The sequence below is a fragment of the Providencia sp. wls1943 genome (assembly GCF_009706275.1).
GTDB classification, from domain to species: Bacteria; Pseudomonadota; Gammaproteobacteria; order Enterobacterales; family Enterobacteriaceae; genus Providencia; species Providencia zhijiangensis.
Genome location: NZ_WLTU01000023.1, coordinates 83,345 through 95,646 on the forward strand (window position 1 = coordinate 83,345; position 12,302 = coordinate 95,646).

At 37.4% G+C, this 12,302-nt stretch carries 12 protein-coding genes; 4 read left to right on the forward strand and 8 right to left on the reverse strand.

Annotated features, from left to right (window positions below):
• The first annotated feature begins 5 nt into the window (after positions 1 to 5).
• The 4 genes from GKR48_RS11915 to GKR48_RS11930 are packed head-to-tail and all read left to right on the forward strand — an operon-like array spanning position 6 to position 4,799.
• Positions 6 to 716, forward strand: a complete 711-nt coding sequence (locus tag GKR48_RS11915) for a fimbria/pilus periplasmic chaperone (protein WP_154628241.1) — start codon at positions 6 to 8, stop codon at positions 714 to 716.
• A 40-nt stretch (positions 717 to 756) separates the two neighbouring features.
• Positions 757 to 3,384: a fimbria/pilus outer membrane usher protein gene (locus GKR48_RS11920; protein ID WP_230088656.1), complete on the forward strand. Its 2,628-nt coding sequence runs from the start codon at positions 757 to 759 to the stop codon at positions 3,382 to 3,384.
• A 54-nt stretch (positions 3,385 to 3,438) separates the two neighbouring features.
• On the forward strand, positions 3,439 to 3,960 hold the full coding sequence (locus GKR48_RS11925; RefSeq protein ID WP_154628243.1) for a fimbrial protein: 522 nt from the start codon (positions 3,439 to 3,441) through the stop codon (positions 3,958 to 3,960).
• A 29-nt stretch (positions 3,961 to 3,989) separates the two neighbouring features.
• Positions 3,990 to 4,799 (forward strand): hypothetical protein, encoded by an 810-nt coding sequence (locus GKR48_RS11930; RefSeq protein WP_154628244.1) that lies wholly within the window; start codon positions 3,990 to 3,992, stop codon positions 4,797 to 4,799.
• A 125-nt stretch (positions 4,800 to 4,924) separates the two neighbouring features.
• Here the strand turns inward: GKR48_RS11930 and GKR48_RS11935 are convergent, their stop codons facing one another.
• The 8 genes from GKR48_RS11935 to GKR48_RS11970 all read right to left on the reverse strand — a co-directional run bounded on the left by GKR48_RS11935 (position 4,925) and on the right by GKR48_RS11970 (position 12,302).
• Positions 4,925 to 5,266 carry a helix-turn-helix domain-containing protein gene (locus GKR48_RS11935; RefSeq protein WP_154628245.1) on the reverse strand — a complete coding sequence of 114 codons (342 nt, stop codon included), beginning with the start codon at positions 5,264 to 5,266 and terminating at the stop codon, positions 4,925 to 4,927.
• A 71-nt stretch (positions 5,267 to 5,337) separates the two neighbouring features.
• On the reverse strand, positions 5,338 to 6,024 hold the full coding sequence (locus GKR48_RS11940) for a fimbria/pilus chaperone family protein (RefSeq protein WP_154628246.1): 687 nt from the start codon (positions 6,022 to 6,024) through the stop codon (positions 5,338 to 5,340).
• Positions 6,025 to 6,059: 35 nt separating this feature from the next.
• A complete protein-coding gene (locus GKR48_RS11945) occupies positions 6,060 to 8,474 on the reverse strand; it encodes a fimbria/pilus outer membrane usher protein (protein WP_154628247.1) in 2,415 nt (804 codons plus the stop codon).
• Positions 8,475 to 8,514: 40 nt separating this feature from the next.
• Positions 8,515 to 9,165, reverse strand: a complete 651-nt coding sequence (locus tag GKR48_RS11950) for a hypothetical protein (RefSeq protein WP_154628248.1) — start codon at positions 9,163 to 9,165, stop codon at positions 8,515 to 8,517.
• A gap of 35 nt (positions 9,166 to 9,200) precedes the next feature.
• On the reverse strand, positions 9,201 to 9,860 hold the full coding sequence (locus GKR48_RS11955; protein WP_154628249.1) for a fimbrial protein: 660 nt from the start codon (positions 9,858 to 9,860) through the stop codon (positions 9,201 to 9,203).
• 58 nt (positions 9,861 to 9,918) lie between these two features.
• On the reverse strand, positions 9,919 to 10,545 hold the full coding sequence (locus tag GKR48_RS11960) for a fimbrial protein (RefSeq protein WP_154628250.1): 627 nt from the start codon (positions 10,543 to 10,545) through the stop codon (positions 9,919 to 9,921).
• An 825-nt stretch (positions 10,546 to 11,370) separates the two neighbouring features.
• Entirely contained in the window at positions 11,371 to 11,763 is a 393-nt protein-coding gene (locus GKR48_RS11965; RefSeq protein WP_154628251.1) for a hypothetical protein, read from the reverse strand.
• On the reverse strand, positions 11,760 to 12,302 hold the full coding sequence (locus GKR48_RS11970) for a LemA family protein (RefSeq protein ID WP_154628252.1): 543 nt from the start codon (positions 12,300 to 12,302) through the stop codon (positions 11,760 to 11,762). Before GKR48_RS11970 ends, GKR48_RS11965 begins: the two co-directional genes overlap by 4 nt.

The following is a 12,302-nucleotide window of genomic DNA, read 5'->3' on the forward strand; positions in this document are numbered from 1 at the left end:
TTTTTATGTTTTCGTTACCTAAAGCAAGTCATTATTATCAATGGCTGGTTTCGCTATTCTATTTTGGTTTTTCTTCACTTTGTTTGGCGGGTGGAATTACACTTGATAGCACCCGAATTATTTATCCACAAGAAAGTAAGCAAATTACTACGGGTATTCGAAATACCTCAGATAAATCAGCTTTTCTAGTTCAAACTTGGATTGAGGATGCCAAAGGAAATAAAATAAGCGATTTTATTTCCACGCCACCATTATTTACTAGCGCACCAAGAAATGAAAACACCATTCGATTAGTGTATGCAGGCGAGCAATTAGCGAAAGATAAAGAATCACTATTTTATTTTAATGTAAAAGCCATTCCATCCATTGATCGAAATGAATTAGCTGATAAGAATGCATTAATCCTTGCTGCTGTAACTCGAGTTAAACTTTTTGTTAGACCAAAAGGATTAAAAATCACACCAAAGGAAGCTGAAAACCTTATCCGATTTGGCAAGATTGATAAGCAGAAAATTAAAATATCAAATCCATCACCGTATTACATGACCTTAACTGACCTTCGTTCAGGAAATAATGAATTACCATCAACGATGATCGCGCCATTTAGTCATATTGAAGTTAATGCACCAGCAGGATTTGACACCAGTAAACTGATGTTTAGTTCAATTAATGACTTTGGTGGGATCACTTCGCCAAAACCCGCCATTTTCAATTAAGAATTAATCTATTTTATTTCAAATGGGAATAAGGTTTTCTATGTTCGTTTTACTAAAAAAATACAAAAAAATCATCAATAACCATTTGAGACCCTCATACTTATTTATCTGCCTTTTTGTCATACCAAGCATTCATGCCCAAGAGGGAGAAAATTACTATTTTCCACCTTCTTTGATCTCTATCGATTCAGAGCATATTGCTGATTTAAGTACTTTCGCAAGCCAAGGTTCACAATTACCAGGAACCTATGATGTAGATGTTTCATTGAATGGCAATCTCAAGTACAGAAGAAATATTACCTTTATCAAAGCACAAGATTGCCAACAGCAAGATGAGCAATTACCCAAATTCGTCGTGGACCAAACAGGGTTAATTCCACTGCTAACGTCGCATGAACTGGCTGAGCTGGGAGTCAATATTGATAGCCTTCCATTGCTGCAATCGGACAACCATCAATGTATTCCTTTAGCGCAATTGATCCCTAATGCGAGCACTGAATTTGATTTTCCGAAAATGAAATTAAATATCAGTATTCCGCAGATAGCGTTAAATAATTTAGCCAAAGATGAAATTCCAACTAACCAATGGGATGAAGGAATTAATGCATTATTTACCAGCTATACATTAGGTGTCACAGATAACCAATATCAGCACGATTTTAGTAAAAACATCTACTTGAATCTAAGAAATGGCGTCAATTTAGGGAGCTGGAGATACCGTGATAACCGCACATGGACCAGCTATAAAAGCAAACATAATCAAGAAAATAACTGGCAACATCTCAACAGCTATATCGAGCGAGGGATCATCCCTTGGCGAAGCCGCTTAGTATTAGGGGACAGTTCAACCAATAACACCGTTTTCGATTCACTGACGTTTCGTGGCGCACAATTGCGAACGGACGAAAGTATGTATCCGTCAAGTCAACAAGGGTTTTCGCCGATTATCCGTGGTGTAGCAAACAGTAATGCGACCATTGAAATTCGCCAAAATGATTATTTAATTTACCAAGCTAATGTCGCACCTGGTGAGTTTGCTATTACCGACTTAAACGCCATGAGTTCGAGTGGTGACTTGCAAGTCAGTATTCTTGAAGCTAATGGCGATATTCAATCATTTATCGTGCCCTATTCCTCTGTTCCCGTGTTATTACGAGAAGGTCGAATGAGTTATAGCCTGACAGCCGGTGAGTTTCGCTCAGATAACAGCCACTATGATACGACTCAATTTGGAGAAACAACGCTTATCTGGGGAGCATCTTCATTAACTACGCTCTATGGCGGCGTTCAATATGCCAAAAATTATCTGGCAGGAGCGGTCGGTACCGGCTTTAACTTAGGGACATGGGGGGCATTTTCAGCGGATATTACCCATGCAAATAGCCAATTAACCGATGGAAGCCGCTATCAAGGGCAATCACTGCGATTTCTCTACGCACGCGCATTCCCTGAAACGGGTACGAATATTCAATTAACCGGATATCGATATTCAACTCGGGGTTATTACACCTTACAAGAAACGTCACTGAATCGAATGTCCGGTTGGTTATCCCAGAATGAAAGTGTTGACTCCGATGGGGAACTTAAAACCAACAATACTGATTACTTTAATCTTTACAATAATAAGCGCGAAAGAATACAAACCAATATCTCACAAAAAATCACAGGCATTGGTTCTATTTATTTAACGGGAGTCCGCCAAAGTTTTTGGGAACAAAATGGCAGCTCTGTTTCCATACAATCAGGATTAAGTAGCCAAATTGGCGATATCAATTACACGCTCTCATATGGGCTAAATAAAAATATTGATCAGTACGATGTCAAAACGACAGATAGGAATATTTTCTTAACGGTTTCCATTCCGTTGCAAAAATGGTTGCCTCAAGGAGCGCCACCGATGTATGCCTCTTATAGTGCTAACCATGATAACCAAGGAGAGTTAATCCAGCAAACTAGCCTAAGCGGAAGTTTCCTGCCACAACAAAACCTGAATTGGAACGTAGCTCAAGGCTATTCCTCAAGTAATGGAAATGACGGAAATCTCAACTTAGCGTATCAAGGTGGCTATGGAAATACACAAGTGGGTTATAGCTACGGCAAGGATTACCGCAAGATCTCTACGGGTCTTTCAGGTGCTGTGACCTTGCATTCTGACGGTGTCATTTTTAGCCAGCCTCTTGGTGAGACCAATATTCTGATTTCGGCGCCGGGAGCCAGTGATATCCCCGTTGAGCACACCAGTGGCGTTAAGACGGATTGGTTCGGTTACACCATCAAACCTTACGCAACCCCATATCGTTTAAACCGCGTTGCATTAGACAGTAGCGAATTAGATGAACAAACGGAAATTGAAAACAGCGTTCTGACAACGGTGCCCACTCGCGGCGCTATCGTCAAAGCAAATTTTGTGACTCGTCAAGGTGCTCGAGCGCTGATTCACATCGTAAAAAATGGCAAAAATCTGCCTTTCGGTACCTTAATTTCAATTGGGCATCAAACATCCATTGTGAATGATGATGGTCAGGTTTATTTATCTGGGCTCGAATCCTCTGGCGAATTAACCGCTAAATGGGGACATGACGATGAAAACCAGTGCCAAGCAACATACTCGTTACCTGAAAATGCAGATCTGCAATCATTAATTCGATTTGATGTTAATTGCCAATAACCATTGGTCAATAACAAAACTATTTTAATCATTTATTTAAATAACAGGCTTAATATGAATTTAATTATCAATAAACTCGTGAAATTAATTTTGGTCGTCACCTGTGTTGGTGGCGCAAATATCAACTTAGCCAGCGCGGAAAGTGCAAGTGCGTTAGTTAAAATAAAAGCGACTGTTTTGGCAGGCTGCACACTTGATGCCCCCGAGACGGTTTCTTTAGATAAAATTCCGAGTTCTGCATTTAATAATAAATTAACCGGAGATGACTTAGACGCTTATTCTAAAAAATTCACGTTGACCGCTACTTGCTCAGGAACCGACAAATATAAATACACCTTCAAAGCAAATGAAGCGGATGGTTCCTGTATTAAGACGGACGCTGACTTTATGCGCTACTGCTTAAAATTCGATGAAAACCATCTTGATTTATCGTCGACAACAGCAACGTTGGAAAGAGACAGCACCAAAGATGGGGATAAGACTGAAATCACTGTCGTTCCGCAGGTAGCCTCTACTTCAAGTACCCCTGTTGGTGACGTTAATGGACAGATTACGGTCACTATCGAACCGATGTAAATTGCAGATTAACCAGTAAGGTCAAGACATTGCGCCAGTTATTTATTTTTATCGTTTCATTATTTCCGCTATCTATTTATGCAGAAACAGTATTTATTCTAAAAGAAACTCAAAATGTGTCTATAGAGGAAATGTCATCTCAAGCTAATAAAACACTATTCAGATTTACTGTCGACTATATAAATGATAATAACACATCAGGCTCATTACGATCGTCATGTTGGGGAAGTTTTGATGATATGAAAAATAATGCTTCTAATGATGGCCTTTATGCCGCTGAGATAACATTTAACGACGAAAAAATAGGTGTGTATGCTAGTTACACCCCAATGACATTTTATAGTGGTAATAACACTGTAAATACATATGCAAACTTTAGAAGTCTCACGGGGTTTAACAGTGACAAATGGACACTATACTGCACTGCTGTAAGTAATCTTGCTGCTGAAATTAAATTTCGACCTCGTGAAGTATCTTATACGATTGTAAATCTAATGGCATCTAGTGAGGCGTATCCCCATATCAGCGCACCTGCAATTGTTGATTTAAAGTCTTGTTTCCCCAATCAAGAACTAGAAACCGTTATTCCTTTGACTGTAGGTTTTGTGGGGTATATAGGGCAAGATAAAAGAATGGAGTTAACCGTAAAATCTAATGATTTACCTGATAGTTTTGATATTACTCTCGATAATCAAAGTATTCTCAATAAACAACCCCAAGTTATTCAAATGCCAGCAGGGCAAAAAGAGAAACAGATTGAAACTCACTTAAAAGGAAAGTGCCCAAATCAAGCAGGAGAATATATTTGGAATGCAGAATATATTACGACCATTCAGTAAACTTGATTTCGTATTTCATTAGTCACTCATTAATAAAAAAATCCGCCTAATGGCGGATTTACAATCAAAATGAATGCAGAAAAGAATAAATAAAGAAAAGATATTAATAATATCAAATTGATATCCTAACTTGTTTTATCAAAATAGCTTTCAATATCCTTGTGTGTATCACTTAGCTTCACGTTCGGAATTTCACCATGATAATCATTATTCAGCAGGAACCTTAACTCACTAAAAAAGTCCCCAAAATCAAAATCTAAAATAAAAAGAATACTTAATAATATATCAACAGAAATGCGGCATTTACCACACTCATATCGCGAATAGTGCTGTTGTGAAATACCTAACTGACTAGCCACCTTAGAGCCCGAGAAACCTTTCTTTTTACGAATTCGTTTCAGCTCTTTGCCGATTATTACGGAGTAAACATGATTTTCGGGTTTACTATCTTCATCTACGCTCTTCATATTTTATATATCTCCCTGTACCGGAACGATTAAATTAAAGATTTAATTCTCGATCCTACTGATAGATAAAGTTATCCATTATGAGTGACCTTGATGGTGTCATTATTTTGAGTTTTAAAACCGTAACGACTTAATGGGGAAATCACTAACTCCTGTACTGTGTTTTTCACATTAATAGTTTTGCTTTCATTCGGTCTTAAATAAAATTGATCAATGGTATAAGCGTCATTGCTTGGTAATGTCGTGACTGAAGGTGATAAGCGAATAACTTGATCCCCTGTATTCGTCAACGTTAGTTGATTATTTTTTTGATTAACGGTGATATTTTTCCAAGGTGTTTGGCTTAATACCCCATTTGCTGGCGTAATCAGCATAGCCACATCTTGGCGAATAGGCATTTTTGCAGAGTTTTGCTTAACGGCACCGACCCCTTGAAAAGAAACACGCAAAATCTGTTCTTGTTTTAAATCTAACCCTTTCTTTAAAACAAAATTAATTTGCTGGCTTTCATTTGGTTCAATTCTAACAATTGGCGGAGATACCATAATATCTTTAGCCATAGGCTGAGAACCTTCTAAATCAGAGACTTTTGTTGATAATAAGATAGGTTCTTTCGATGTGTTTTTTACACTAAATACTTTGCGCTCTTCACCTGCATCTAAAATAACAGTCATCGTTTCTAATTGGAAACTCGCTTTTGCAGATACACTCATTAAGCCCATTAAACTTAAAAATGCGATATAAATTAACTTTTTCATTGAAACCTCAAACTTGTATTCAAATAATAGTAAGATTATTGGCAGATAGCATCTGCCTCTTCATAAAGTGATTCAGCTGAAAAAAATTCCGGTACGTTATATTTAATAATGCAATCATCAGAGTTAGGTGAGCGTAAAATAATGTCATCACCAATTTGCTCATTACTGAGTAATAAATTACCTTCCCCCATGATGACGCCCATATAATCACCTTTTTTATTAAGCACACTGGCGCCAAAAGGAACGTCATCACCATTGGCCATTTTGATGCTCAACAATAATTGGCGCATTGTGGTTGCCTGAATGCGCTTCGTCATGACAGTCCCTCTCGCCGCCGCAACGTCAAACGACGTCGTATCCAAACGCACATTCAGGAGCAGTTTCTCTGTATTTAAGTGCACCGTAGACTTTTGGTTCTTTGGTAACAATGAAATCGCTGCCGTACCAAAATGATTCGTTATCGTAGTGCCACTGCCCATCGTGTTGACTCTAACCCCCGGGGCATCCGGCACATACACAATGCCAAAGGTGTCACCTATAGGCACCGATGACGTTGCAAATAACCCATCGGAATACGCCATACCGCCTGATGCAGAGACCGTGACTGAGTGCGTATTATTCTGGGACATCGAACCGCTCAGCGAAATATTGCTATACGCATTGGCATTATTAATACTGCCATTCACTACACTCGTGCCATCATTACGACCAGCACCAACGGAATACCTTAAATTATCGCTGACTTGCTGATTGTAATTTGCCATTACCATGGTTTTATCTTGGTAATATTGGCTCTGCATACTGACACTTTTTTTCTTACCTAACGGCATCGATGCATTAATAAAAATTCGGCTATCTCGGTCATCACCCGTTTGGTAACTCACATTCACCGAAATATCTGTAATTTTTCGGCTATAGCCTGCTGAATAAAAAACAGTATCAGATTTATCACCATAAAAATGATTATGGTTTACGTTAGCGCTAAAGCGCCCCCATGTAACATCACCCCAACTTGCAAATAACGAAGAGGTCGTTTGTAATTCTCCACTAAACCATCTATTCGTATTTTCTTGCTCATCCTGAGCGGGTTGCTTTTTTAATAATGAACTATCCAAGGTTGGAAACTCATTCGTACGATATAAAACAGATGCGCCGAATGTCATTTTTTCAAATGCAATATTGCTATTGAAATCGATCTGCTCCCCGCGCTTTTCATTATTTCTCGCACTTTGAACACCAATCCCCGTAGAAATCGGCGTTGAAAAATCAAAATAAGAGTTAAGTCGTCCACTCACCGCTTGAAATTGATTTGAATAAAGTACGCCTGCACCATAATTTGACATGCCATATTGCTGGCTTATTTCTGCACTGCCAATAATGGGTTTATCTGTTCGCAGATCACTTTGGCTACGATAACGCCCCACTGAAAATTGATAACTCATGGGTGAAACCGCAGTTTGCTGGTTGGCTGTCACCACCTGAAACTGCTGTTTTTCACCATTATCTTGGAAAATAGTGACGTCCAGAGGCGAACCAATCACCACATTATTAATACGATTTAACTCAAAAGGCCCCGCTGGCACCATCGTTCGATATAGCAGCCGTCCATTTTGCTGAACTTCAACCGTTGACGGTGTACTTGCAAAGCCAGTCACCGGAACAACTAAAATATTCGAACCTTGCAAAGAGCTATCTGAGTAAATTTGCACACCATCCAGCGGTGTTCCCCCAAAAAATGCGCCTTGCGTATTAAGTTGCCCAATATCTAATAACGACTGCAAAGGTTCGATGCTTTTTGACAGTACGGTTTCATTAAATTGATATTGTGATTTTGAATCTCCAACAGAGAGGCTACTGTTATTTCGTAGAACCCAATTTTGCCAGTTAATGCCTGTTTCAAACTCTCCTTGGTAGAAACGCTGGCTGTAATTACCGTTAATATGCATACCATATAATTGATAGTTACTGACAACACCAAACCCACCGTACGTTAACTCATTACCTTGTAGCTTTGGATCTAAATTCTCTTCGGCAACCACCATATCTATTTGGTAGGAGCTAGGATGTAATGCAATTTTTGCTTCAGGGTAAATTTGTTCGAATGTATTACATCCGTCAGTTAAGTTAACTTTTTTTAGCCTCAACTTACTCATTAACCCGTCAGTCAGGCAAAGCTCACCGTTTTCATTGATTTCAATATTCGCAGTATATTCATTACTGCCATTTAATTTTATGGTGACATCATGATTTCCGGGTAAAAATTGATTACCCTTCATAAAGAATTCAGCGACCTCTGCCCCATACCCTAGTGATTTTAAAGAGTCGATATCAAAATTAATTGACGATCCTGTATTACTCTTTATTGATTCAGATGCATCGGAATTATTTACATGCAGTACGACAAAAATTAAAAATAGCTGGCAATAAGAAAATTTATTTTTCTTATTCATTGTTATTTTTATTTCCAATATAAATTACTAAGAATTAAAACTATATTCCAAATGAAAATATAATATCTGCACTACCATCTAATTCCACAGCCTCAATAATAGGACCATTGGTCTCTTTAAGGCTATTTAAGATAGGCTTAACGGCTATATTAACGGTGAAGTTTTTGCCACTGGATAATACGTTTTCATTTGTAAACCATGCATATTTTTTCCCTTTTAATATTGCTCCTTGAATGCGCTGAAATGGCCCTGCACCTTCCACTGCACCGATTCCAACCGATTGACCATCTACTTTAGGTTGGTTAAGTATCAGCTGGTAATTCCCTAATCGTCCTTGGTTATTCACTTTCCCTAGTCCAAAATAATCTTCATTTCCCAACTGTGATGAATCACTTCGGTTATCCGAGAATTGAACAAGCAATTGCGTTGGCGTATTACACAACACTTGCCATGTTTTGGTGATCTCCGGTATTTCCGTTGCTTTAACCGCATTAAACTGGCGAGCATGCAATTGATTAAATTGATATTGCCCGCCATCAGGGATAACGATTTCACACGTAGGGGGTGACTCAACCTGTTCAATAATATTTCTATTTTGAAAAGTATGCGAATAAACTGCTTCACTAAAAAACAGACTACAATATGCAAACAACAATGTAGCTTTAGTTACTGGAGTGACAAATAAACGCATATATTCCCCAAGAAATACATCTCATTAGAATTTAATTAAATACCAAAGTTAAACGCCAGCACAGCTTCTGCTTGATAATCAACATTAGACGTCAAATCGATACCCGCTGTCGTTAATTGGTTGATTGAGCTAATATAAACGCTAGTTGTTACAAAATCTGCAGAGAATACTTTTCCTGCTGTTAATTTATTGGCGAATATTGTTGAGCTCTTTGTACCAAAACCATTAAGTATTTTTTTAGTCATGACAGAGTTATTTGCAGCGACACCATCACTTGCAATAAAAGCAGTTTTAGAATCAATCGTGACATCAGAAACAGCAAACATCACTGCACCGACGGATTTATCTGGACTATCCGAATTCACCATGAAAAAGTAACTATCGCCAGATGCTGTAGGCCATGGTGTACTTTGATACGTATCCGTTGCACGATAGGTTAAATATGTCTCTGCATCACAAGTCACAGTGACATTCTTTTTAACTGGTGACTGTAATACCGTATATGATGTCTGATTCAAATATCTCGGCGATGTTGTTGCTAACTCAAAAATAACATCTGACTGTTCATTTCCATTAATTAAACAGGTTGGCATTGCAACTTTGCCTGATACTTTTATATTTGCAGTTGTATTAGCAAATACAGCTGGAGATATTAATACTGTCGATAATATTAATGGTGTTATTTTTTTAATCATAGTTCCGTTCCATAATGAATAGATATAAATTTATATCTATTCATTTCAATCAAAAAAATTAGAGGGAGAAAGCAAAGGCTAATGTTGCATGACCATCTAATTGTGCATCACCCGAGCTTGTTTTCAATTCAGAACTCAGCGTTGGTTTTACATCAAAGTCTGCTGTAAAAATTTGCCCTGCTTTTAATGTGCTTGCTGCTGTTGCCCACGCCATTTTTTTCGTTTTATCAATAAACATTGTTGTGGCATATGTTGCTCCATTCGAAATACCGACAGTTTGAGCAGCACTTGAAGAATCTGCTTTAACTGTTGCATTCTTCATATTGATTGTATAGAAACCAACTTTTTTATCGGTATCAAATAGACCTAAACCAAAGTTATATGCACTCGCGGTTAATACAGAACTCGCACGGTTATCAGTAGAGGAGAAAGTTAAATAAGTTGCTGCATCACAAATTACTTCAATGCTATTTGTTTTTGCATCAAGTCCTAAATTACCAGAAACAGGGAACATGCCAGGTGACACATCAAATACATATTCTAAGTCAACTTCATTCTGACCTTTAATAGTACAAGTTGGTGGTGTAATTGAACCTGATACTTTTAAATTAGCCACAGGTGCCGCTGCTAATGTCGCGCTTGAAACAGAAATTAAAGATAATGCAATTACGGTTCTCTTAAACATGAAATAAACCCTATAAAATAAAAATAATATTTAAACGAATAAAACCCCTCCTATTGGAATTTTAAATTAAAATTCAAACAAGAATATTTTAGATATTTATTTGGTTTTATTTATTTTCAATATCGATTTAAAGCTAATAAACCTCATCAGCCTTATTAACTCGATGGAGCCATTATAAGAATATATTTTTAAGATTTGAATTAGGCTAAATAAAGCAAGTTATTTAATTTTGCCTTATTACAAAGTATTTCAGTATGTTTCATCATAGAAAACAAACAAGTAAACTCAATTACTCGTTTTAAGATTATCTATTTAATATATTTAAACCTAAAATCATCATAAAAAGAATGCAAATACAGTGTTTTATATCAAATATACTTTTTATTTGTTCCGAACAGCGAAGAATTACAATTTAACACATATGCGGAGTAAAAATAAAAGATCAATAATTGACGAAAAAAGACAAGATTAACTTTATTTAGCTATAAATCAACAAGATACTGACAGGCAGCTAAATGAACCATTCACACTTATACACAGTAAACTAACGAAACCATACAAAACTGTGAAGTTACACCAAAATCATAACCAAGCTGTTACGCTGATGAGGAGTAATAATAGTGACTTTATCTAGCCATCCTTTTTGAATACCATATTACGATTATCTTAATATGATAACCACGACTTACCTATTGTATTTTATCCTAATCACCCATTTTTATTTGGTGGATTATAGAGCCATTATTTTACAGCTTAATAATTTATTTTTTGACTTACGCTATAAAACAGTCAGATATAATGTAAACAACAGTAAAAAACCGCCTTTTATTTTTTTCGTTTCTTTCTCGCCGTCATACTATTTTTCTTTTTTTCTTCTCGGCTTGATGACCAAATCTCAATGTAATCCATATTCGTTAGGAAAAAGACAATACAGCTTCCCATAACCACCATCCAAACTAACATCGCTTTTGGAATATTATCGAAACGGAAGATTAATAACAGTGGAATAAGCACCATCATGCTGATAAACATCGAGCTCATCATGCCCAATACCACAGGAGCGATGAATTTCTTCATCCCAACCACTCTCATCACCAACGTGAAAACAATACAGGTGGGGATCATACCAAATGTGGCAAACATCACGATCAACCCCGGCTCCCCTTTATTCACCAACCAATCGGTGAAACCAAACCATGAAAAAGGAATGGTGATCATGATGCAGACTCCTGTTGAACATACAGCAAGGGAATATCTTTAAAACGAAATAAGAGCGTAAAAATGAGATTCGGGAAAAGACGAATATTGGTGTTGTATAACGTGACCGTTTGATTAAAAAATTCTCGGCGATCCGCAATTTGGTCTTCAAGCCCTTTCGCTGATGTTTGTAATGCTAATAACGCCTGCTGGCTAATCAGCTTAGGGTATTTTTCTGCCAGTAAAAAAATCGGCTTTAAATGTGAGCGAAATTGGTTTGCGGAATCCACTTTAACATCGAGCTGTTCCGTGGATAAATAGTGCTGACGGCTTTGCAGTAATTCGCTAATTAAACGCTTTTCATGGTTCATTGCCCCTTCTGCAACAACCGTTAATTGAGGCATCAAATCTGCTTGTTTCTTTAGAAGCACATCAATATTGGCAAACGCTTTTTCGCAGTTATTTTTCAAGAAAATAATATTGTTGTAGATCCCCACAATATAGCGAACCAAAATGGTGCCTATCACGGCGATAAAGATCCAAAAGATAATCTGATTCAT

Bases quoted from the DNA above. Each gene is read 5' to 3' on its own strand.
- GKR48_RS11915 (WP_154628241.1), top strand. From the start codon at position 6: ATGTTTTCGTTACCTAAAGCAAGTCATTATTATCAATGGCTGGTTTCG.
- GKR48_RS11920 (WP_230088656.1), top strand. From the start codon at position 757: ATGTTCGTTTTACTAAAAAAATACAAAAAAATCATCAATAACCATTTG.
- GKR48_RS11925 (WP_154628243.1), top strand. From the start codon at position 3,439: ATGAATTTAATTATCAATAAACTCGTGAAATTAATTTTGGTCGTCACC.
- GKR48_RS11935 (WP_154628245.1), bottom strand. From the start codon at position 5,266: ATGAAGAGCGTAGATGAAGATAGTAAACCCGAAAATCATGTTTACTCC.
- GKR48_RS11940 (WP_154628246.1), bottom strand. From the start codon at position 6,024: ATGAAAAAGTTAATTTATATCGCATTTTTAAGTTTAATGGGCTTAATG.
- GKR48_RS11945 (WP_154628247.1), bottom strand. From the start codon at position 8,474: ATGAATAAGAAAAATAAATTTTCTTATTGCCAGCTATTTTTAATTTTT.
- GKR48_RS11950 (WP_154628248.1), bottom strand. From the start codon at position 9,165: ATGCGTTTATTTGTCACTCCAGTAACTAAAGCTACATTGTTGTTTGCA.
- GKR48_RS11955 (WP_154628249.1), bottom strand. From the start codon at position 9,860: ATGATTAAAAAAATAACACCATTAATATTATCGACAGTATTAATATCT.
- GKR48_RS11960 (WP_154628250.1), bottom strand. From the start codon at position 10,545: ATGTTTAAGAGAACCGTAATTGCATTATCTTTAATTTCTGTTTCAAGC.
- GKR48_RS11965 (WP_154628251.1), bottom strand. From the start codon at position 11,763: ATGATCACCATTCCTTTTTCATGGTTTGGTTTCACCGATTGGTTGGTG.
- GKR48_RS11970 (WP_154628252.1), bottom strand. From the start codon at position 12,302: ATGAATCAGATTATCTTTTGGATCTTTATCGCCGTGATAGGCACCATT.